The organism is Limnohabitans sp. T6-5 (assembly GCF_003063315.1).
Taxonomy (GTDB): Bacteria; Pseudomonadota; Gammaproteobacteria; order Burkholderiales; family Burkholderiaceae_C; genus Limnohabitans_A.
The window spans coordinates 662,180-682,751 of record NZ_NERV01000001.1; the positions used below are offsets into that span (position 1 = coordinate 662,180).

Annotated in this window: 19 protein-coding genes; 5 read left to right on the top strand and 14 right to left on the bottom strand. The window is 54.8% G+C overall.

Annotation, left to right across the window (positions count from 1 at the left end; translation table 11 throughout):
- Position 1 precedes the first annotated feature (1 nt).
- From B9Z51_RS02805 to B9Z51_RS18765, 6 genes are all read right to left on the bottom strand, one after another.
- Positions 2 to 1,180, bottom strand: a complete 1,179-nt coding sequence (locus B9Z51_RS02805) for a hypothetical protein (protein ID WP_108371585.1) — start codon at positions 1,178 to 1,180, stop codon at positions 2 to 4.
- 3 nt (positions 1,181 to 1,183) lie between these two features.
- Positions 1,184 to 2,860, bottom strand: coding sequence for a carbamoyltransferase C-terminal domain-containing protein (locus B9Z51_RS02810; protein ID WP_108371587.1), 1,677 nt, complete (start codon positions 2,858 to 2,860; stop codon positions 1,184 to 1,186).
- Positions 2,861 to 2,908: 48 nt separating this feature from the next.
- Positions 2,909 to 3,586 carry a GTPase family protein gene (locus tag B9Z51_RS02815; RefSeq protein WP_108371589.1) on the bottom strand — a complete coding sequence of 226 codons (678 nt, stop codon included), beginning with the start codon at positions 3,584 to 3,586 and terminating at the stop codon, positions 2,909 to 2,911.
- Positions 3,587 to 3,635: 49 nt separating this feature from the next.
- A complete protein-coding gene (locus tag B9Z51_RS02820) occupies positions 3,636 to 4,625 on the bottom strand; it encodes a GTPase (RefSeq protein ID WP_108371591.1) in 990 nt (329 codons plus the stop codon).
- Between the two features lie 240 nt (positions 4,626 to 4,865).
- Positions 4,866 to 5,774 (bottom strand): YafY family protein, encoded by a 909-nt coding sequence (locus B9Z51_RS02825; RefSeq protein WP_108371593.1) that lies wholly within the window; start codon positions 5,772 to 5,774, stop codon positions 4,866 to 4,868.
- Positions 5,775 to 5,832: 58 nt separating this feature from the next.
- A complete protein-coding gene (locus B9Z51_RS18765; RefSeq protein ID WP_108372661.1) occupies positions 5,833 to 6,012 on the bottom strand; it encodes a hypothetical protein in 180 nt (59 codons plus the stop codon).
- A gap of 103 nt (positions 6,013 to 6,115) precedes the next feature.
- Between B9Z51_RS18765 and B9Z51_RS02835 the strand changes: the two genes are divergently transcribed.
- Entirely contained in the window at positions 6,116 to 7,753 is a 1,638-nt protein-coding gene (locus B9Z51_RS02835; protein ID WP_158272809.1) for a nuclease-related domain-containing DEAD/DEAH box helicase, read from the top strand.
- A 696-nt stretch (positions 7,754 to 8,449) separates the two neighbouring features.
- Here B9Z51_RS02835 and B9Z51_RS02840 read toward each other — a convergent pair.
- From B9Z51_RS02840 to B9Z51_RS02860, 5 genes are all read right to left on the bottom strand, one after another.
- On the bottom strand, positions 8,450 to 8,749 hold the full coding sequence (locus B9Z51_RS02840) for a hypothetical protein (RefSeq protein ID WP_108371597.1): 300 nt from the start codon (positions 8,747 to 8,749) through the stop codon (positions 8,450 to 8,452).
- Between the two features lie 8 nt (positions 8,750 to 8,757).
- On the bottom strand, positions 8,758 to 9,012 hold the full coding sequence (locus B9Z51_RS02845; protein ID WP_108371599.1) for a MoaD/ThiS family protein: 255 nt from the start codon (positions 9,010 to 9,012) through the stop codon (positions 8,758 to 8,760).
- Between the two features lie 16 nt (positions 9,013 to 9,028).
- A complete protein-coding gene (locus B9Z51_RS02850; protein ID WP_108372663.1) occupies positions 9,029 to 10,375 on the bottom strand; it encodes an NAD(P)/FAD-dependent oxidoreductase in 1,347 nt (448 codons plus the stop codon).
- Positions 10,376 to 10,492: 117 nt separating this feature from the next.
- Entirely contained in the window at positions 10,493 to 12,340 is a 1,848-nt protein-coding gene (locus tag B9Z51_RS02855) for an aldehyde ferredoxin oxidoreductase family protein (RefSeq protein WP_108371601.1), read from the bottom strand.
- Between the two features lie 26 nt (positions 12,341 to 12,366).
- Positions 12,367 to 12,843, bottom strand: a complete 477-nt coding sequence (locus tag B9Z51_RS02860; RefSeq protein ID WP_090142188.1) for a 4Fe-4S dicluster domain-containing protein — start codon at positions 12,841 to 12,843, stop codon at positions 12,367 to 12,369.
- A gap of 156 nt (positions 12,844 to 12,999) precedes the next feature.
- Here B9Z51_RS02860 and B9Z51_RS02865 point away from each other — a divergent pair, with 156 nt between their 5' ends.
- On the top strand, positions 13,000 to 14,121 hold the full coding sequence (locus tag B9Z51_RS02865; protein WP_108371603.1) for a helix-turn-helix domain-containing protein: 1,122 nt from the start codon (positions 13,000 to 13,002) through the stop codon (positions 14,119 to 14,121).
- A 362-nt stretch (positions 14,122 to 14,483) separates the two neighbouring features.
- On the opposite strand, the gene B9Z51_RS02870 is transcribed toward B9Z51_RS02865, so the two are convergent.
- From B9Z51_RS02870 to B9Z51_RS02880, 3 genes are read right to left on the bottom strand one after another with little or no spacing between them, the layout of a single operon-like run.
- Positions 14,484 to 15,299: a substrate-binding domain-containing protein gene (locus tag B9Z51_RS02870; RefSeq protein ID WP_108371605.1), complete on the bottom strand. Its 816-nt coding sequence runs from the start codon at positions 15,297 to 15,299 to the stop codon at positions 14,484 to 14,486.
- Positions 15,296 to 16,027, bottom strand: a complete 732-nt coding sequence (locus B9Z51_RS02875) for an ATP-binding cassette domain-containing protein (protein ID WP_369958504.1) — start codon at positions 16,025 to 16,027, stop codon at positions 15,296 to 15,298. The genes B9Z51_RS02870 and B9Z51_RS02875 overlap by 4 nt, the downstream gene beginning before the upstream one ends.
- Positions 16,024 to 16,761 (bottom strand): ABC transporter permease, encoded by a 738-nt coding sequence (locus tag B9Z51_RS02880; RefSeq protein WP_108371607.1) that lies wholly within the window; start codon positions 16,759 to 16,761, stop codon positions 16,024 to 16,026. The genes B9Z51_RS02875 and B9Z51_RS02880 overlap by 4 nt, the downstream gene beginning before the upstream one ends.
- A gap of 128 nt (positions 16,762 to 16,889) precedes the next feature.
- Between B9Z51_RS02880 and B9Z51_RS02885 the strand changes: the two genes are divergently transcribed.
- The 3 genes from B9Z51_RS02885 (at position 16,890) to B9Z51_RS02895 (ending at position 20,486) form a co-directional block, all read left to right on the top strand.
- Positions 16,890 to 18,017 (top strand): substrate-binding domain-containing protein, encoded by a 1,128-nt coding sequence (locus tag B9Z51_RS02885; protein ID WP_369958507.1) that lies wholly within the window; start codon positions 16,890 to 16,892, stop codon positions 18,015 to 18,017.
- A 363-nt stretch (positions 18,018 to 18,380) separates the two neighbouring features.
- Positions 18,381 to 18,920 (top strand): TRAP transporter small permease subunit, encoded by a 540-nt coding sequence (locus B9Z51_RS02890; RefSeq protein WP_108372667.1) that lies wholly within the window; start codon positions 18,381 to 18,383, stop codon positions 18,918 to 18,920.
- A 48-nt stretch (positions 18,921 to 18,968) separates the two neighbouring features.
- On the top strand, positions 18,969 to 20,486 hold the full coding sequence (locus tag B9Z51_RS02895; RefSeq protein ID WP_108371608.1) for a TRAP transporter large permease subunit: 1,518 nt from the start codon (positions 18,969 to 18,971) through the stop codon (positions 20,484 to 20,486).
- The last annotated feature ends 86 nt before the right edge of the window (positions 20,487 to 20,572 follow it).

A 20,572-nucleotide genomic window follows, 5' to 3' on the forward strand; every position in this document is an offset into this window, starting at 1 on the left:
GTTAGGGCCTTTGATTACGCAAATGAAACAACCCTTGCTGGACAATTGATGTGAGTTTATTTCTCGATTCAATAATAGCTTCTACATCAGTCGTCCTCCCCCAGTCTTGGGCGAGCAATTCATTAATAGAAATTAGTGTAAATACCTCGTAGCATCTTGTACTTAAAGGGATACTGCGTCGATTCAGTGAGAACTCTATTCGATTAAAGTAAAAAATAAATTCCAAAAAAGATTTTTTAAGCTCAACAATGTACGCAGTGCCAAAAAACTCTAGCAGGACTTTATTAGACCACAATTCTGATATATTCATAGAGTAACTATCGGAGAAGTTCAATTTCTTTCTGAGTGATGCGATGAAAATATAGAACTCAACAACGCCCTTCGACTTCAATACTTGCTTTATTTCGGAAACCTGGAAACTATTCTTTAGTTCATATGGATCGAGATCAAACACATATCCGTCGCAAATATCGTATTTTTGTTCTAGTGCTGATAAATCACCAAGAAAATCATGCTTCGTAGAGTTTTCTAAAATTTTTATTGAATATAGACAGTCTATGTTGCACTTATATATGTACTTTTCTTCATACCCCGTAATCATAGATTGATAATCTCGAACGTTCTTAATGTGAATCAAGTTCTCAATCAGAGTCTCTGGTCCACATTTATAATCAATAGAGCCATCTTGGAAAACAAGCCTGTAGTGATTATCTTTATCAGAATATAAGTGGATCTCTGGCATGTCAGGGTAATGCTGAAACTTGCCATGAATATGATCAATGCTAAAACCCAAAATAGATGCTAAAGTATAATCTATTAAAACCTCCGCTACTTCATACTGCTCAGTTTTTGGTTCATCATAACAAATTGTAAAATCAAGATCACTGAAAATTCTTTCAGTTCTCTTTGCAAAGCTTCCAAATTCGGCAATTAAGCATTTATCAGGAAGATAACTCCTGTACTTAGAGATAGCATCAAGCATGATGCCGTAAATTATTTCAGAATATTCATATCTAAAACTCTCATATTTTTCAAAATCACCATCCCAACAAGACTTCTCAAGTGTTGAATATTTTTTAAATAAATCATCTTTTCTCTGTTTGAAATATGACATTTTTGCTTCGACGAAAAGGTCAAAATTTTTTTTAGTTGTGATGTTTTGAGCGTCAAATACAAACATTATCTAGCCTTTTAAAATTACAAAATTTCCTATTACAAGAACGTCAAAGTTACCGTGCAAAAAACAGGCAATAGCATCCTTCGGTGTATTTACCAATGGGGTCCCTTTAAGATTAAATGAAGTATTACAAAGAACTGGAATTCCTGTTCTTTCATAAAAAGCCTTTAAAAGGCCAAAGTATTTTTGATTTTCTTTAGTCACGACCTGAGGTCTTGCGGTTTCATCTACATGGACAACAGCCGGAATTAATTTCTGCTTATCTTTATGCACAAAAGCTGCAAAATTCATAAAATACTTATTGTCAGCAACTCCTGTGAAATAATCAGCGTAATATTCATACAAAATGCTTGGCGCGATAGGACGCCACATTTCACGATCTTTTATTTTGTTGAGTCGTATCAGACTCTTCCGCTCTCTTGGATCAGCCAGAATACTTCGATTTCCTAACGCTCTCGGTCCGGCTTCAAAAGCTCCCTGCATCCAGCAAACAATACTCCCAACCGAAATGGCTTCAGCAACATTCGAAAATAATTGATCATCAGTTAAAATTTCCCAATGTAGTCTGTCCTTGTATTTCTCAAGAGATAAAACTACTTCTGCATCAGTGTACGATGCTCCCAATGAAGCGGAATTTAGTATTTCAAAAGAAGGGCACCTATTATGTAGTTTGAAATCTAACTCCAGTGCAGCGCCGATTGCTGTACCTCCATCAGAGGCAAAAGGTGGTATATAGATATTATTGAAAACACCGGACCGTTCGATTCTGCCATTAGCGGAACAATTCAAAGCAACCCCTCCGGCAATTACGAGATTATCAAAGCCTGTGCTTTCTTTAAGCTCTTCTATAAATTCAATTATTACATCTTCTAATGCGTTCTGGGCAGAAGCTGCGAAGTTCGCATAACTCATTATCTCATCTTTATTACCTGACGCGTAAGGAAAACAATTATCTTTAAAATAAGCTTCCAACTGCATTTTTCTGGCGTTGATACATTCAAATACTGATAAACCATTTAAATCTTCTAGTTCTGAAAATATCTTCCCTTTCCGTGACGAAGTTATTGGCATCCTCATATTTGGAATACCATAAGAAGAAAGTCCCATGAACTTACCTACTTCACGGTACTTTCCATATAGACCTGTATATCTACAAGCACTATCATAAAAAATCCCTAAGGAGTTCGGTATATCAATAGTCTTTATGAAATTTATTTTACCGTCACGAGCGAATCCTAGTGAAGAGGAAGCATCTTCTCCCCTGTTATCCATAACAAGAACTGCAGATTCTTTAAAGCCGCTCAAGCGATAAGCACTTGAAGCATGTGACAGATGATGAGAAATGTAATGGACCGGCGGTTGGTAACCACCAAAAATAGATTTTGGCAGGTAGCGATTAATATCATCTATTTTTAGGTATTTTAGACTCTCAAAATCTGGTTCCTCATATACCTTGTTTCTATATTTCCAATCCATTCCAATAGCAATTGCATCAACATCCTCAATCGTAATTTTATTTATATTAAGGCAGTATTGAAGGGCATCTATAGGTGCTTCACCTATAGCCATCTTATTACGACTAAAGCGCTCTTGCTCTGCGTAGGAAAGTAGAACACCATCCTTAAGCAAACAAGCTGCAGAGTCGTGATTGCCAATATTCAGTCCAACAATATATTTACTCATTCACATTCTCAAGAAATTTTATACATAAGGGTTGGTCGTTTTATCGCGTTAAATAACTCTACGATCTTTAGGCATACTATAAATCAAACGATCAAACATCGCCTCCATATTCCATCCATACTTCGCACTGTAAAAAATTGGTTTCTTTATAGCTAAACCAACTGATTCTTTCAATCGATTCACAACTGAAAAAGATTTTTCATTCAAAAAATCCAGTAATATTTCATTTGGCTTCCCATTAGCATAATCCCAGTTTCGACCTTTCATGGCCATATCAGCTTGATTTATTCCTACGAATACACGATCTGGTGATATAGCTTTCAAAACGACAGACTCCAGCAGATTAAAAGTTGTTCCCAAATCACGGCTACCGCCTTCAAGAATGACAAAAACCATATCAATGAAACCATAGTCGGTACCATTAACTGAAACTCTTTTCATTAAAATGTCCGTGATGTTTTTGGCATGTCGGTGATCAGCCGATTTACCATCTCCAAGCCCTGCCGAGTCATGTATCCGTAAAAACTCATGCACTCTGTAATCCGAAACAATTTGTGTCTCTGGATCAACACCATCTCCTACTTTTGATACCGCATCTCCGAAAATCGCATTCAATGTTGAGCTTTTTCCTGAACCCGTTGCACCAACCAATAAGACATCTAATGGATAAAGCAATTTTCGCTCACGAATTTCTTTTTCTATGTCATTCGAACGATAGTTTTTCATATATCTCCTTTAAAAATGAGGATCGAGCATTCAATCCTCATTAATTTAATTACCAACCGAAAATACTTCCAATTGCACCGACTAAAGCACCACCAAGGGCCCCTACGCCGCGCCCAATAACTTCACCAAATTTGCCAGCTATTGCACCCCCAATCGCCCCAACAATATCAGCCCCCTGGGAAGCACCTGCTTTTAATGATTCCATAAATGAATTTTTAATTTCTTCTCTGTAATTCTCAAGTTGATCATCATCTTGCCACATTGCATTGTCTTTGTTTATATCTTGAGCAAAGACAATTCTTTTTTCTTCTTTGGTATGTCGAAGAATAAATGCAAGTAATTTTGAAAGATTGTAAGGTCGCTGCTCTTCGGAACCATCCTTATAACCAGCAGAATAATAAATAGGGTCCACATCGACCGACGTAGCTTCTTTAATACGTCGCTTAGTTGATTCAACTTTCTCATCCAAAAATTTAACCAGCTCCGGCTGTGGCTTATTATCTTTATAATTCCAGTGATTTCCTCCTTTCATGGCAATATCAGCCTGATTAATGGCTACCAAAAGTCGCTTTTTATCTTCACCCAAATTAGGAATGATGACATTATTAATTAATTCAAAAGATGTACCAAGATCACGACTGCTTCCATCAAGAATAACCAAGACCAAATCAATCAGCAGATCACCATCTTTATTTTTCTCATAAAGTTTATCAATAATATTCTTTGAATGGCGACGGTCAGCCTCCTTGCCATCACCAAGGCCAGGAGAGTCAAACAAAACAATATTATCCAATTCATATTTAGCGATATCCATCGTTTCCGGATCAACACCCTGGCCGACTTTGGCTTTATTTGAATTAAAAAGTGCATTGATCGTTGATGATTTACCACAGCCAGTGGCGCCTGTGATCAAAATATTTACTTTTGTATCTTTCAATTTTGCTAAATTTCTCATTATCAATGTTTTTGATTGTTCATCAAAAGATGGATCATCACGGAACACGCTGATCAAATCGTCTGTAAAGTGTTTGTTGCTCATTTGTATTTCCTTTTTGGTTGGTTGAAAATTAGTTAAACAGGTTTTTAAAAAAAGTTGACAGTGAAAGCTGCTTTTCAGTCTTCAGCTCCGATGCCCCACACCGCCCACACACACTCGGCGGTTTGAACATCATGGCGTCGCTGCGGTTGTGCGTGACGGTGCTCCAGCCGCATTTGGGGCAGGTGCTTTGGATAGGGCTGGGTGCAATGGGCATGGGGTCTCCGGTTGGTGGTGTGGTGTTCAAGTGGCACTGACGTAGGCGCGCAGTTCGTTTTCCATGTCTTGCTGCAGGCCTTCGGGGCTGATGATGCGAACGTGGGGCAGCCAGTAGCGCACGATGGGCAGGATCTGGTTGGGGTGAGCGACTTTGCCGCTGACGATGAGGCCGCCGTCTTCGAGTTGTTTTTCGATGGTTTGTGCGCCGATGAGTTTGCGGCGCTGAAAGTAGCCTGCGGCTTCTTTGGCCACTTTGATGACGACTTCGCTTTTGTCGGTGTTGAGCCAGATGCTGTCTTCGTCTTGCAGGTTTCGCAGCACGGCTGCGTCGGGTTCAAATGGCTGGCCATGCTCCAACAGGCGGGTGATCTTGCCCACTGCAAAGGCTTTGAGCCGCTCTTGGTGGGTAGCAGCCAGGTACCAAATGCCGCCGTGATTGACCAGTTTGTAGGGCTGCACGGGTTCGTACAGTTTGGGCGCTTGCGTCTGGCCTCCCAGGGTTTTGGTGTATTCAAAGCCGAGGCTCTGGTGCGCCAAAACGGCTTGTTCCAGCGCTTTGAACAGGGGCTCGTTGCCGCTGTGGTCTTCGTATTGGTGACCTTTGACGAGCCATGCGCTGTCCATGCGGCTGTCGAGCAGATCTTTGAGAAAGTCGGTGCTGAGTGCCGGAAACATGTCTTGCACACCGGCCAGGCAGGCAAAGCGTTCGAGGTCTTTGAGGGTGAGTCGACCCAGGTAACGGGGTTCCAGGCTGTAGTGGCCTTCGGTTTTTTGCAGTGGCAAAAAGGCCAGGCGTTCGTTGATGTCTCGCTGCACGGTGCGTTCAGAGACACCAAACTCTTGCGCCAGCACCTGGGGGTTGAGCCTTTCGCCTTGGTTGAGCTTGCCCAGGATGGCGGTCAGGCGAAAGGCCAGTTTGTCGTGTTCTTTCATTTTGAAAATTTTAGTATTCCAATTTCAAAAAATTGATCATATGTAAATTATTTTGTCTTTATTCGTTAACAATTTGCGTACTTTGAAGGTCATTGCCTGACCCACAATTGTTTGCTTGTCGGGCTTTTTGCTGCACATGGTCTGTGTAGGCCCTGAGCAAGCTGGCAGACAAAAAGCCCGCGACATAGGCGATGGCAAAGGCGGTCAGGTACTCCAGGGGGGATCGGTCTTTGTACATGTGGGTCTTTCGTGTGGTTCAACGGTTGCGCCAAATGCTAAGCATCTGGTTTGCACGGTGGTGTCGTTTTTCATTTCTTCTCACTCTTATTCATTTTTTGAACATGGCTCAAATTCATCCCTCCACCCCTTTGCACACCCCTTTGTCGGGCGGCGATTACCGCGAACGTGACATCCTGAATTTGCTGGAAAAGGGCTTGCCTGCTGGCTTTGATGTGTTTCACAGCCTGACCTGGGCGGTGATGTGGGACGATGCCGCGCACATGGGTGAAATGGATTTGGTGGTGGTGTCGCCCGGTGGGCATCTGCTGGTGCTGGAGGTCAAGGCGGGCAAGGTGAGTTCGCAAGGTGGTCACTTGAGCAAGGACTACGGACAGGATGGCCGCAAGGACATTGCGCAGCAAATTCGACGCCAACACCAAGGGCTGCTGGCGCGGCTGCGCAAAGCCAAACTTTCGGCCGTGCAAGCAGATGCCATGCTGGTCATGCCAGACGATGTGGTGCGGTCTCAGGTCTTGTCTTACCCGCGTGAACGGGTGATTGACGCCAGCGATATGCCTGAGTTTTGCCAGCGGGTGATGGCGAGTTTTCCTACCAAGGTCTTGGCAGCCGATGTGCGCCAGCAGGTGATCGATTTGCTGGCCAATCGTTTTGCGGTGCAACCCGATGTGTCAACCCATGTCGGCCAAGTCCAAAGAGCCTCTAAGCAGCTGGCCAATGGGTTGGCCACTTGGGTGCCTCAGATTCGGCATGAGGCGCAGATGTATGTGATTGAGGCCACGGCGGGTTCGGGCAAAACCCAGCTAGCCCTGACTTTGCTGTCGCAAGCCGCTCGTGAGGGTTGGCGTGCGGCTTATGTGTGCTTTAACCGCCCGCTGTCAGACCATGTGGCCGCTCTGGCGCCCGCTCGGGCAGAGGTGTCCACCTTTCATCAACTGTGCCGCGAACACGCCGACCGTGTGGGCTTGACGCCCGATTTTGCGCAGGGCGATGTGTTTGGCCAGATCACACAGCGCTTTCTGGACGATGCGCCAGGCTTGGCTGCGCGCTTTGATTTGCTGGTGCTTGATGAGTCGCAAGACCTGGAGGCCGAGTGGGTGCAGGCCCTGGCGCAGCAACTCAAGCCTGGCGGACGCTTGTATTTGATGGGTGACCCCAGTCAACAAATTTACGACCGTGAGGGGTTTGACTTGCCCGGGGCAGTGGTGGTGCAGTCGATGGACAATTTTCGTAGCCCACGCCGGGTGGTGGACGTCATCAATGCTTTGGGCTTGAGCGCGCAACAGGTGCAGGCGCGCAGCGTGTATGCGGGGCAAACACCGCATTTCAAAACCTATGCGCCAGGTCAAGTCAATGGCATGACGGCGCTGCATGCCTGCCTGGCCGAACTTTGGGCCGATGGCTACACGCCCGCGCAAGTGGCGGTGTTGAGCTTCAAGGGCATTAAAAACTCCGAAGTTTTGACGCAATCGCGTTTGTGCGGGCACAGTACGCGTCGCTTTGCAGGCCAATACGACGAAGCGGGCAACCCGATCTGGACAGAAGGCGATTTGCTGGTGGACAGTGTGTACCGTTTCAAGGGGCAAAGCGCCCCAGCGGTGGTGCTGTGCGAAGTGGATTTTGAAACGCTGTCAGACAAAGACAAACGCAAACTGTTTGTGGGCCTGACGCGTGGGCAAATGCGGGTGGATGTGGTGTTGAGCGACAGGGCCGCCAACGCACTGCTGGGCGCCAGCGCATGACGCAGGCCTGTGCCTTGGCCGTCAATGTCGGACTCTTCGAGTGCCGACCTACAAGGCACGGCCTTGTGGGAGACAGCCCTGCTGGCGATATGCCGCTAGTGCGCCACAAGCTTTTCGCTTGCAGGGCAAGCTCCTACAAAATCCGCACATCGCAACCCCCGCCAGCATCAACAAATTCACCGTCGTGTGGCCGGATCGATAACGCGTGTTGTGGTCGGCGGCAACAGCCGGACTGATGGCGCATGTTGTAGGTCGGCACTCGCAGAGTCCGACATGGGGCCTGTGCCTTGGCCGTCCATGTCGGACTCTTCGAGTGCCGACCTACGGGGTACGGCCTTGTAGGAGACAGCCCTGCTGGCGATATGCCGCTGGTACGCTACAAGCTTTTCGCTTGCAGGGCAAGCTCATACAACATCCGCATATCGACCCACCGCTTCAACAAATTCACCGTCGTGTGGCCGGATCGATAAAGCATGTTGTGGTCGGCGGCAACAGCTGGACTGATGGCGCATGTTGTAGGTCGGCACTCGCAGAGTCCGACATGGGGCCTGTGCCTTGGCCGTCAATGTCGGACTCTTCGAGTGCCGACCTACGGGGCACGGCCTTGTGGGAGACAGCCCTGCAGGCAATATGCCGCTGGTGCATTACAGGTCGGACTCTGCGAGTGCCGACCTGCGGGGGACAGCGTGGGGCGGCTCAGCCGCCGCCGCGCTGGGTTGTCAGATCGAAGTGGCGCATGAAGGTGTAGCGCTCTGGGGCGTTGATGCCTTCAAACTGGAAGTGCATGCGCAGCACGGGCAGGCGTATTTGTGCGATGGCGCGAGGGGGCATGACTTGCCAGTGCAGATGCAAGCGACCATGCCCGATGGTGATGTGTGCGCTGCTGCCTTCGCGCTGCATGGGGTGCTGGCCCACAGCACGGGGCAGCCACCCCAGCCATTCGGCTTCGGTGCAGCCCATGTCGCGCTGAAAGGCTTCGGCGTAACTCGCTTGCATGGCGGGCTTCAGCCGCCTGCCACGGGGGGCCAGATGGCCAGCACATCGCCGTCGACCAAGGCGTGGGTGTCTCGGTTTTCGGGGGCGATGTATTTGCCGTTGACGAGCACCAAGTGCACCAGCTTGGGCGGTAGGCCAAAGGGCTCGATCACTTGCATGATGGTGGTGCCGGGTGCCACGTCCATGACCATCTGGTTGCTACGGCGAACCTCGGCAGGCAGATAGTCAGTGAGCGTGGCAAACAGTTTGAAGGTGATGTTCATGCGAGGATTGTCACTTCTATCTGCGCCGCGCATCCGCCGCACCGCTCCACTGCCCTTGCCCTTGCGCACAGGCCAGATAGGCGTCCATGAGGCGTGTGGGGTCTTGCATCAGGCGGTCTTTCCAGTCGCCCAAACGCACTTGGCCTTCGACCAGCCCACGCATGACGCCCACATGCTCGGTCCAGCCGACCGAGTTGCAGCCCACCATGACATCGTCCTTGAACTGCAGGCTCAGGTGTTTGCCAGCGGCACGGTCGGTCAGCTGGGCTTGTTCGCCACCTTCCACACCTTGCCAATTGCCAAAGCTGGTGGAAATCAGGCCCAGGGTGTCGAGGACGTTGATCTGGGTCACGCCCTTGAGGGTGGTGTGTTGACCGGCCATGTTGAGCGCAGCCACACGGGCTTGTTCAGCGGCGTTGGGCTGGATGGCGCTGACGATGGTCTGGCCACTGACTTTGTCAAAAGCCTCGGCGCAGTCACCCGCCGCATAAATGCCCGGCACATTGGTTTGCAGGCACTGATCGGTCAGGATGCCCTGCAAGCAGGTGATGCCGCTGTCTTTGAGGAAGCCGATGGCCGGGCGCACGCCGGTGGCGCTGATGACGAGATCGGCCTCAACGGTTTGGCCGTTGGACAGGCGGACCTGCAAACCCTGAGCTGTGGGGGCTGGACCGCCCAGGCCAATGGCGCTGGCCAATTTGCCCAAGATGCCGCTGGGTGTACCGGCAGGCTCAATGGACTCAACACGGGTGCCCACATAGACCTTGACGCCTTTGGTTTCGCACCAGTCGCGGATCATGCCGCCAGCCATGGGGCCCATCATGCGGGGCACCATGCGGTCACCCATCTCGACCACCGACAGTTCGACGCCGCGCTGCTTGAGCGCTTCCATGATGATGCAGCCAATGAAGCCCGCGCCCATTTGCAAGACCTTGGCACCAGGCTGGGCCAGTGCAGCAATGGCACGGGCGTCGGCCAGCGTCCAGCAGGGGTGCACACCGGGCAGGTCCATGCCTGCAATCGGCGGACGCACGGGCTGCGAGCCGGTGGCGATCAGCAGTTTGTCAAAGGCCAGGCTTTGTCCGTTGTCCAGCACCACTTGCCGCGCTACGGTGTCCACCTGGGTGGCGCGTGCGTTCATGATGTCGATGCGCAAGTCGGCAAAGTGGTTGGCGCCCTTGCGCAGCCAGGTGCCTTTTTCTTCAACATTGCCAATCAGCAAATAGGGAATCGCCATGCGCGAGTAAGGCGCTTCTTTTTCGTCACCGACGATGGTGATGCGGTCTTGCGGGCAGTGCTTGCGCAAGGTTTCGGCGGCGATGACGCCTGCAGGGCCTGCGCCCAGAATCAAGTGATGGGTCATGGGTTTTTCTCCAAAAGCAGGCAGCGGCCACTGAAGGCCGCTGCGCATTTCATTCAAGCCTCACCAAGCGGTGACCATGGGTTTGACGACATGACCACGCCCTGTGGGCAATGACCGTCAAAGTCCCAGACGTTCCCGGGTGGCCGATGTGGGGCGGCCTTCGCCGTCCCAGCCACGCGCGTCGTAGTACTTGGGCAGCATTTCGTCCAACTTGCTGACCATGCCTTTGCCGGGGCCGGTTTTGGCGGCTTCGGTCATCAGGCGCTTGGGCAGGTTGTCGTCGGCCTTGGTAAAGCCTGCGGCGTTGTTGAAATCGCGCTCCATGTTCCAGATGCGCTCACCGATGTGGGCCAGGTGCTCCATGGTGAACTCTTCGCCGCATGCGGCTTGCACCTGCGGAGCCACGTCGGCCAGGGTCCAGGCGAAGCTGGTGAAGATGCAGATGCCGGCCGAGTCAAACGCCGCTGTGGCGTCCTGGAAGGCCTTGACCAGTTCTGGCTTGCCTTCGTGCTCGGTAGGCTCGGTCTTGACCGGAATGCCCAGCACTTCAGACGCGATGGTGTAGCCACGCAGGTGGCAGGCACCGCGGTTGGAGGTGGCATAGGCCAGACCAATGCCCTGGATCACACGGCCGTCGTAGGCTGGGAATTCCTGGCCCTTGACGCTCATGGACAGGTCGGGATGGCCGTACTTGGCAGTCAGGCGTTTGGAGCCCAGACCGATTTCCTTGCCAAAGCCGATGCCCTTGGCCGTCATGTCGGCGAATTCGCACAGGGCTTCTGCCGAGCCGAATGGCGCTTCCACACCAATTTGCTCTTTGGTCAGCACACCCATTTCATACAGCTCCATGACGGCGCCGATGGTGGCACCGAAGCTGATCGGGTCAAAGCCTTCTTCGTTGCAAATCATGTTGGCGTATTGCAGGGCTTCGAGGTCTTTGACGCCGTTGGCTGCACCGAGGGCCCAAGCGGCTTCGTATTCGAGGCCGCCCGATGCGCCCCAGTACTCGGGCTTGTTTTTGACCGAGAAGTGGCCTTCGTCCATCTTGCTGATGCGGCCGCAGGCGATGGTGCAACCAAAGCAGGCCTGGTTGGTCACCAGGTGCTTTTTGCCGTCGGTCTCGCGGGGCGTGACCATGGCTTCGGCCGAGATGTCCTTGGCACTTTCAAACTGCACGTCGCGGTGGTTGCGGGTGGGCAAAGCGCCCACTTCGTTGATCACGTTCATCAGCACCTGGGTGCCATAAGCGGGCAGACCCTGGCCTGTGACGCCGTTGTCGGCCAGCACTTTTTTGGCGGCTTTGGCAGCTGCCATGAAGGCCTTGGGGTTTTGCACATTGCCCACGCCTTTGGTGCCACGCACGGCAATGGCCTTGAGGTTTTTGCTGCCCATGACGGTGCCCACGCCCGAGCGGCCAGCCGCACGGTGCAAGTCGTTCACCACGGCCGCATACAGCACGCCGTTTTCACCGGCCTTGCCGATGCTGGACACGCGCAGCAGCGGGTCTTGCAGGCTGGACTTGAGGATTTCTTCGGTCTTCCAGACGCTTTGGCCCCACAGGTGAGCGGCATCGCGCAGCTCGACCTCGTCGTCGTTGATGTAGAGGTACACCGGCTTGGCCGATGCACCTTCAAAAATGATCATGTCCCAACCGGCCATCTTGAGCTCGGCGCCCCAGTAGCCGCCTGAGTTGGAGCAGGCGATGGCGCCAGTCAGCGGGCCTTTGGTGATGACGGTGTAGCGGCCGCCGGTGGAGGCCATGGTGCCGGTCAGCGGGCCGGTGGCCCAGATGATTTTGTTGTCGGCCGACAGCGGATCGACTTTGGGATCGACTTCGCTGATGAGGTATTTGCTGCCCAGACCGCGTGAACCCAGGTAGGCCTTGGCCCATTCCATGTTCAGCGGTTCAGATTTGACGGTGCCAGCCGTGAGGTTGACGCGGAGAATTTTTCCAGCCCAAGACATGTTGATGCTCCTTAAGGGTGGTGGGTTTAAGCCGCAGAGGGCTGATTGCCCAGCTTGTCGGCCCACTGTTTCATTTTGTCCATGCCAGTCCAGTTGGCATCGACGAAGGTGATGGCGCCAGTGGGACAAGCGTCAGCACAGGCTGGGTCGCCGCCGCAGAGGTCGCACTTTTGCACCTTGCCAGTTTCTTGCACGTAGTTGATCGTGCCAAACGGGCAGGCGATGGTGCACACCTTGCAGCCCACGCAGGTGGACTCGTTGACCACCTTGGCACCCGTGGCTTTGTCCACAGTGATGGCTTCCACAGGGCAGGCGTGCAGGCACCAGGCTTCGTCGCACTGGGTGCAGGTGTAAGGCACTTTTTTGCCGGTGTGGTGGAAGTCGAACACCTTGATGCGCGACTTGGAGGTGGCGTATGTGCCGTAGTTCTCGAAAGAACAGGCCATTTCGCACTGCAAGCAGCCGGTACATTTGTCCGGATTGATGTGCAGGACTTTCTGCATGGTGGGTCTCCTGTGGTGTGGCCGGTTGGTTCAAATCGGCACTTATGAATCAGAATGCATAGGCATTGTTGTTGCCTGCGCGACTTCACCGGATTCGTATTAACCCTAGATTTACGGGCTTGCCTGCATAATTTCTCAGCTTGAGACACATCTGACATGCCACTGACAACCCCCACCAGCGACCGATTGATGCGCATAGAACAAGCCCGTGACCGCGTGTTTCAGGGGCATGGCACCGATTTACAGGAAGGCGTTTCGCCCTGGATTGCCCAGTCCTGGCAACGCTGCATCGCGATGGGGCTGCAACCTGAGCAGCATGTGGGTTTTGACGCGGTTTCGGCGCAACACATGCACCGCGTGCAAGAAGCCAGCCGCCCGCTGGTGCGGGCGGCCCAGCCTGTGCTGGTGGAGCTGGCCCGGGCGATTGCCGACATCCGCTACTTCGCCGTCCTGACCAATGCCGAGGGCATCGTGGTCGATGTGCATGGCGCGGTGGACCGGCAAGACCGCCGTGCCGACGCCATCGCCCGCGTGGGCGTGGACCTGTCTGAAAAGTCGGTGGGCACCACATCCATCAGTGCGGCCTTGACCGAGCTGCAGCCGGTGTGGCTGCACCGGGGCGAGCATTTTTTCAATGACAACAGTGTCTACAGCTGCGCAGGCGCCCCGGTGTTTGGCCCCGATGGTTTGTGCGCGGGCATGCTGGATTTGACGGGCATCGAAACCATGGAGCGTCCCGCCCTCAAACACCTGGTGCGCCGCTCAGCCCGCAGCATTGAAAACAGCTGGTTGCTGTCCACCGGGCACGCGCTGGTCTTGCGCCTGAACTGGCCAGGCAACCAGCCGGGCGACGACAGCGATGGCTTGCTGACCCTCGATCAGGATGGCCACATCACAGGGGCCAACCCGACAGCGCGGCAAATGTTGTCGCTTTCACCCGCTGTGGCGGGCAAAACCCTGCACGCCAGTGAGGTGTTTGCCTCCCCCTGGGAAAGCCTGTTCGACACCGCAGGCCGCGCGACACAGGAGTTGCCTTTGTGGTCTGGGCTGCGCCTGCAAACGCTGGCCACGCGTCAGGGCGGGCGTGCCACACCCGTGACCACAGCAGTGGCCGAGCCGTCAATGGCAACCGGACCCAAGGCACTCAAAGACATTCAAACCGACATGATCCGGCAAGCCGTGAAGCAAGCCCGAGGCAATGTGGCCGAAGCCGCCCGGGCCTTGGGCATCAGCCGGGCCACGGTGTACCGCAAGCTCGGCGCGCCCAGGCACTCTTGATCCGGCAGGCTGAAGTCTGGACAGTGTGTTGACAGCTGGGATGATTTTCCAGGAGCTTGCCTTGCAAGCGAAAAGCTTGTGGTGCACCAGCGGCTTATCGCCAGCAGGGCTGTCTCCTACAAGGCCGTTTTCCTGCAGGTCGGCAGCTTCAGCTCCGACGCTGGCGACTTTTGCGCAGGCTTCATGTCGGGGCTGAAGCCACCGACCTACGGCAAAGCGTAGCCCTTGTGCATTGTCGGCACTCGAAGAGTCCGACATGGACGGCCAAGATACAGGCCCCTGTCGGGGCTGAAGCCACCGACCTGCAACCAATTTTGCAGGAGCTTGCCCTGCAAGCGAAATGCTTGTGGTGCACCAGCGGCTTATTTACCGGCATTCGGGAAGAACAGCTGCTCTCCCCCAATTTTGTAATCGGCAATGTTGGCCTGGCCCGCAGCCGAGGTCACCCAATCGACAAATTTTTGGGCATCGGCTTGCTTGACATGCGGGTGTTTGGCGGGGTTGACCACCATCACACCATACTGGTTGAACAGGCGCTGATCACCCTCAACCAACACCACCAGATCGGCGCGGTTCTTGAAGTTGAGCCAAGTGCCACGGTCAGCCAGCACATAGGCGCCTTGTGAGGAAGCGATGTTGAGCGCCGGCCCCATGCCGCAGCCACACTCCCGGTAGCCGCCGCCTTTGGCCGAGTCCAGATTGGCCATTTTCCAATAGCGCAGCTCGGCGGCATGGGTGCCGCTCTTGTCGCCCCGGGACACAAAGGCCGCGTTCGAGGCGGCCACTTTGGCCAAGGCCGCCACGATGTCACGGCCCTTGGTGCCTGCCGGGTCGGCCTTCGGGCCGATCAGCACAAAATCGTTGTACATGACGGGCAGGCGCTTGAGCCCAAAACCTTCGGCCACGAACTTTTCTTCAGCGGCCTGGTCGTGCACAAAGACCACATCGGCGTCGCCTCGCCGCGCCATGTCCAACGCCTGGCCGGTGCCCAGCGCCACCACCTTCACATCCAGCCCCGAGGCCTTTTTGAAGGCGGGCAGCAAATGCGCGAACAGGCCCGACTGCTCAGTCGAGGTGGTCGACGACATGACGATGGACTGCGCCTGCGCCCAGCTGGCCGAAACCGCCAGCACAGCACACACCAAAGCACGACGGGTCATTGCAAATTGGAAAGTCATAAACGTTCTCCTTGAACAAATGCATGGGCCGCCGGACTGTGCACAGACAGTTCGGCGGCATTGAAAAACACATCAACCGGCAAATCGGCCTGTACACGACCGCTCTCCAGGTAAATGACTCGGCTGGCCAGACGCTTGACCTGACCCAGGTTGTGGCTGGCCCAAATCAACGTCAGGGGCTGGCCCTGCCCCTGACCCTGAGCAAACTCAGCGATCAAGGCTTCGACCTCGCGCTTGGCATGCGGGTCCAGACTGGCGGTGGGCTCGTCCAGCAGCAGCACATCGGGCTGCCGGACCCAGGCCCGGGCCAGTGCCAGGCGCTGCTGCTGGCCGCCCGACAATTGCCGCCCCCCTTGGGCCGCCACCGCCGACAGGCCCACCCGCTGCAAGGCTTGTGCAGCCCTTGCCTTGGCATCGGTCCAAGACAAACCCTGCCAACGGTCAAGCCAGGCACCCAGCGCCACATTGTTCAGCGCCGAGGTGCGCAGCAAATGAGGTTTTTGGAACAGCATGGCCTGGCGCAGGCTGGCATGGCGCAAGGCCTGCCCCTGCGAGGCGGGCAGCAAACCGTGCATCACGCGCAACAAGGTGCTTTTGCCGGATCCGTTGGAGCCGACCAAGGCCACCCGTTCTCCGGCATCAATCTGCAACTGGACGCCGGACAGCGCCTGCACCGCACCCAGACGCACCCCCACGCCGTCGAGCTGAACCACGATCGATGACATCATGCCACCCACCCCTTAGGCGCATCCACAGCCTGTCCTTGTCCTTGTGCACCCCATCGGCGCAGCAAAGCCAGCAACAAATTGAGCAAAAGCACCAACGCCAGCAACATCAGCCCCAGTCCCAGCGCCAGCGGCAAATCGCCCTTGCTGGTTTCCAGCGCAATGGCCGTCGTCATGACCCGCGTGAACCCATCGATGTTGCCGCCCACAATCATCACCGCGCCCACCTCCGAAATGGCCCGGCCAAACGCCGCCACACCAATGGTGAGCAAGGCGTAGCGCTCATCCCAGGCCAGCAGCCAACTGCGAAAAACAGGCCCGGCCCCCAGCGACGCCCACTGCTCGCCATGTTGACGCTCCACGTCTTCGACCACCTGGCGCGTCAGCGCAGTCACCACCGGCACCACCAGCATGACCTGCGCCACCACCATGGCCTTGAAGCTGAACAACCAGCCCAAAAAGCCCAAAGGCCCGGTGCGCGAGAGCAACAGGTACACCATGAGCCCGACCACCACTGAAGGCAAGGCCAGCGAGGTGTTCAGCACCACCAGCACCGCGCCCCGCCCGCGAAAGCGCGCCACCGCCAGCCACGCCCCGAGCACCACACCCAAACCATAGGCCAGCACAGTGGCCGTGGCACTGACGGCCAAAGACCGCAGCACCACCGTCCACAAAGCCACATCCAGCGAAAAAATAAGTGTCAGCGCGGTCAGGACGCTGTCGGTCAAGGTGTTCATAAAGTAGCGGTCGATGCTACTGGAAGCCTGCCCCCCCAAGGCTACGGGTTGCCCACTATGAAATCACCTGCATAAGAGCCCACACACAGTTCGCAAACTGGCTGCATGATTCAGGCAAACTCTGGCCTGTGCAACACATCAACCTCTCCTACAGCTGGACACCCCACTCTGAAAACGACGCCTTGCGCAATCGGCTCAGCCCGATCCGCAACCCCCTCATGGACATGCTGCAAGCCGTTCGCGAGTCGGGCTCCATTGCGGCGGCGGCCAAAGCCATGCAACTGTCTTACCGGCATGTGTGGGGCGAACTCAAACGCTGGGAGCAGGCCCTGAACCAGCCACTGATTCTTTGGGAAAAAGGCCAGGCCGCCCGGCTGAGCGAATTTGCCGACAAATTGCTCTGGGCTGAACGCCAGGCCCAGGCCCGCCTGTCACCGCAAATCAGCGCGCTGCAAGCGGAGCTGGAAAAAACTTTTGCCGTGGCCTTTGATGCCAACAGCCATCTGTTGACCGTTTACGCCAGCCACGACGATGCGCTGGTCCATCTGCGTGAGCATTCCGCCCGCCAATCGCTGCATCTGGACATGCGCTTTTGCGGCAGCGTGGACGCGCTGCGGGCCCTCAACGAAGGCCGCTGCAATGTGGCAGGTTTTCATGCCCCTGTGCAGCCCTCGCCCCGATCCCTGGTGGCCCGAACCTACAAACCGCTGCTCAGAACCGGGCAGCACAAACTGATCGGCTTTGCGCTGCGCCAGCAAGGCCTCATCGTGGCCCCCGGCAATCCGCGAGGGGTTCGCCAACTCGGCGATCTCGCACAAGCAGGCCTGCGCTACGTTAACCGCAGTCTGGGCACCGGCACCCGACTGCTGCTGGACGATGCGCTGCTGACAGCAGGCATCTTGCCCAGCCAAATCATGGGTTACGAACACGAAGAAAGCTCCCACGCCGCCGTGGCCGCTTGCGTGGCTGCCGGTCAAGCCGATGCGGGCCTGGGCATCGCTTCGGCGGCTCAGGCCCAGGGGCTGGACTTTGTCCCCCTGGTACAGGAATGCTATTGGCTGGTTTGCCTGAAGTCGGTGCTGGAGACGCCCTCGGTCCAGGCGCTGACCCAGGTACTGCAATCCGACGCCTGGCGGCAGCACATGGACACCCTGCCCGGCTATGAAAGCACCGAATTGGCTGGACAAATCCAATCCCTCAAAAAAGCCCTGCCCTGGTGGCACTTCAAAACCGGGCACAACACACATACCCCGTAGGTCGGCACTCGAAGAGTCCGACAAATGGCCGTTCAGGCAACACCGCTTGCATCAGTCGTTGTTGGTCATCAAGCCCCAATGTCGGGGTCTTCGGCCACCGACCTGCAAATACCAGCAGCGTCGTAGGTCGGCACTCGAAGAGTCCGACTTTCCCTCGCTCAGCAGCCATCGCCCAAACAAGCACTGCGCATCATCACCAGTCATCGTCGGGGTCTGCGACCGCCGACCTACGCAAGACCTACTCCTCGCAGGTCGGCACTCGAAGAGTCCGACATGTGCCCTCGCCAAACCTCTAGGTACTTACCGCAAATAACCCCATGGATTCAGCCACTTAAAATGTCCAAAATCTTTGGAGAGATCATCTTGTCTGGACTGCTTAAATTGGCTTTTGGCATCGACTGGCTCAACGACCGAATGGGTCGGCTGGCCACCTGGACTGTTTTGCTGGCTGCGTTGATCAGCGCTGGCAACGCCTTTGTGCGGTATGGCGTGGACTGGAGCTCTAACAGCCTGCTGGAAATCCAGTGGTACCTGTTCGCCTACATGGTCATGATCGGCGCACCTTATGTGCTCAAGGTCAACGAACATGTGCGCGTGGATCTGATTTACGGCAAGCTCAAAAAGAACGGCCCCGTTTATGTGGACCTTTTTGGCCTGCTGTTCTTCCTGATGCCCGTCATGGGCTTTCTGGCCTGGATTTCCTTCCCCTATTTCTGGAACACCCTCGTCTCGGGCGAGGTCAGTAGCAATGCTGGTGGTTTGATCCGCTGGCCGGCCACTTTGGCCATGCCTCTGGGCTTTGGCATGGTCTGGCTGCAAGGTCTGGCTGAATTGATCAAGCGCGTGGCCTTTCTGAGGGGCAAATACGCCATGGACACCCATTACGAAAAACCACTGCAGTGAGCGCCCCCGCCACAACTGCTCTCTGTCTCGCTGCAAGGAATTAAAAAAATGCAAATGGAAAATTTTGCGCCCATCATGTTCGTGGGCTTGGTGTTTGTGATGCTGATCGGCTTCCCGGTGGCCTTTTCTTTGGCTGCACTCGGCCTGGCCAGTGGCTTTTTCGCTATTGAAATGGGCTGGTTCCCGCAGGCATTCCTGGGCAATTTGCCCATCTCGATTTTCTCGATCCTGAACAACGACCTGCTGCTGGCCATCCCCTTCTTCACCTTCATGGGCACCATCCTTGAAAAGTGTGGACTGGCTGAAGACATGCTGGACGCCATGGGCCAATTGTTTGGACCCATCAAAGGCGGTCTGGGTTACTCGGTCATCATCGTGGGCTTCATTCTGGGCGCCATCACGGGCACAGTGGCCGGCCAGGTGATTGCCATGGCGCTGATTTCGCTGCCAGTGATGATCCGCTATGGCTACAACACCCGTTATGCCACCGGGGTGCTGGCCGCCTCGGGCACCATCACCCAACTGGTGCCGCCTTCGCTGGTGCTGGTGGTGCTAGCTGACCAGCTCGGCCGCCCCGTGGGGGACATGTACAAAGGCGCCTGGGGGCCTTCGCTCATGCAGATCGCCATGTTCGCGATTTACACCTACGCACTGGGTGTCTTCAAGCCCCATTACGTGCCCGGCATCCCCAAAGAGGCCCGCACACTCAACGGCTGGCCGCTGTGGCGCAAGTGCCTCAAAGGCATCATTCCTTCGGCTGTGCTGATTTTCACCGTGCTGGGCTCGATGGGTGGCCTGCCCTTCCAGGACCGCGCCATTGCCACCCCCACCGAAGCGGGAGCCATGGGCGTGGTTGGGGCCCTCATCTTGGCGGCCATGCACAAACGCCTGAGTCCCAAACTGCTGTGGGAAGCCATGCACGGCACCATGCGCCTGACGGCCATGGTGGTGTTCATCCTGATCGGCTCACGCGTGTTCAGCCTGGTGTTCCAGGGCGTGGACGGTGCCAAGTGGGTCGAACACCTGCTGTCGGGGCTGCCCGGTGGTCAAGTGGGCTTTTTGATCGTGGTGAACGTCTTCGTGTTCTTCCTGGCCTTCTTCCTCGACTTCTTCGAGATCGCCTTCATCATCGTGCCCATGTTGGCTCCAGTGGCCGACAAGATGGGCATTGACCTGATCTGGTTTGGCGTGCTGCTGTGCGTGAACTTGCAAACCAGCTTCATGCACCCACCGTTTGGCTTTGCGCTGTTTTACCTGCGTGGCATTGCCGACACCATGTTCAAAGAAAAACGCATCCCCGCTCCGATCAAGACCAACGACATCTACATGGGCTCCATCCCCTGGGTGATCATGCAGATCATGCTGGTCGTGATCGTGATCTTCGTGCCGCAATCGGTCACAGCCTTCCTGGACAAAGCCGAGGTGGTGGACATCAATTCAGTGGTGCTGGAGGCGGCTCCTGCGCCCGATGAAGCGCCTGCCCCCGATGCCAATGCCCCGGCTACCGATGCGCGCACATCGGATGACCCGATGAAAGACTTGCCTGGCGCCAACGACAAGAAATAAACAACGACTACTCCTTGAGTCCAGGCACCTCGTCAGCATGGCCTGAATTGCTGACGCGGTGCTTTTTTTATTTCCCCTGTGGATCG

Bases quoted from the DNA above. Each gene is read 5' to 3' on its own strand.
- B9Z51_RS02840 (WP_108371597.1), bottom strand. From the start codon at position 8,749: ATGCAAGCGAGTTACGCCGAAGCCTTTCAGCGCGACATGGGCTGCACC.
- B9Z51_RS02880 (WP_108371607.1), bottom strand. From the start codon at position 16,761: ATGAACACCTTGACCGACAGCGTCCTGACCGCGCTGACACTTATTTTT.
- B9Z51_RS02845 (WP_108371599.1), bottom strand. From the start codon at position 9,012: ATGAACATCACCTTCAAACTGTTTGCCACGCTCACTGACTATCTGCCT.
- B9Z51_RS02875 (WP_369958504.1), bottom strand. From the start codon at position 16,027: ATGATGTCATCGATCGTGGTTCAGCTCGACGGCGTGGGGGTGCGTCTG.
- B9Z51_RS02870 (WP_108371605.1), bottom strand. From the start codon at position 15,299: ATGACTTTCCAATTTGCAATGACCCGTCGTGCTTTGGTGTGTGCTGTG.
- B9Z51_RS02835 (WP_158272809.1), top strand. From the start codon at position 6,116: ATGGCTCAAATTCATCCCTCCACCCCTTTGCACACCCCTTTGTCGGGC.
- B9Z51_RS02825 (WP_108371593.1), bottom strand. From the start codon at position 5,774: ATGAAAGAACACGACAAACTGGCCTTTCGCCTGACCGCCATCCTGGGC.
- B9Z51_RS02805 (WP_108371585.1), bottom strand. From the start codon at position 1,180: ATGTTTGTATTTGACGCTCAAAACATCACAACTAAAAAAAATTTTGAC.
- B9Z51_RS02895 (WP_108371608.1), top strand. From the start codon at position 18,969: ATGCAAATGGAAAATTTTGCGCCCATCATGTTCGTGGGCTTGGTGTTT.
- B9Z51_RS02865 (WP_108371603.1), top strand. From the start codon at position 13,000: ATGCCACTGACAACCCCCACCAGCGACCGATTGATGCGCATAGAACAA.
- B9Z51_RS02815 (WP_108371589.1), bottom strand. From the start codon at position 3,586: ATGAAAAACTATCGTTCGAATGACATAGAAAAAGAAATTCGTGAGCGA.
- B9Z51_RS02855 (WP_108371601.1), bottom strand. From the start codon at position 12,340: ATGTCTTGGGCTGGAAAAATTCTCCGCGTCAACCTCACGGCTGGCACC.
- B9Z51_RS02810 (WP_108371587.1), bottom strand. From the start codon at position 2,860: ATGAGTAAATATATTGTTGGACTGAATATTGGCAATCACGACTCTGCA.
- B9Z51_RS02860 (WP_090142188.1), bottom strand. From the start codon at position 12,843: ATGCAGAAAGTCCTGCACATCAATCCGGACAAATGTACCGGCTGCTTG.
- B9Z51_RS02820 (WP_108371591.1), bottom strand. From the start codon at position 4,625: ATGAGCAACAAACACTTTACAGACGATTTGATCAGCGTGTTCCGTGAT.
- B9Z51_RS02850 (WP_108372663.1), bottom strand. From the start codon at position 10,375: ATGACCCATCACTTGATTCTGGGCGCAGGCCCTGCAGGCGTCATCGCC.
- B9Z51_RS18765 (WP_108372661.1), bottom strand. From the start codon at position 6,012: ATGTACAAAGACCGATCCCCCCTGGAGTACCTGACCGCCTTTGCCATC.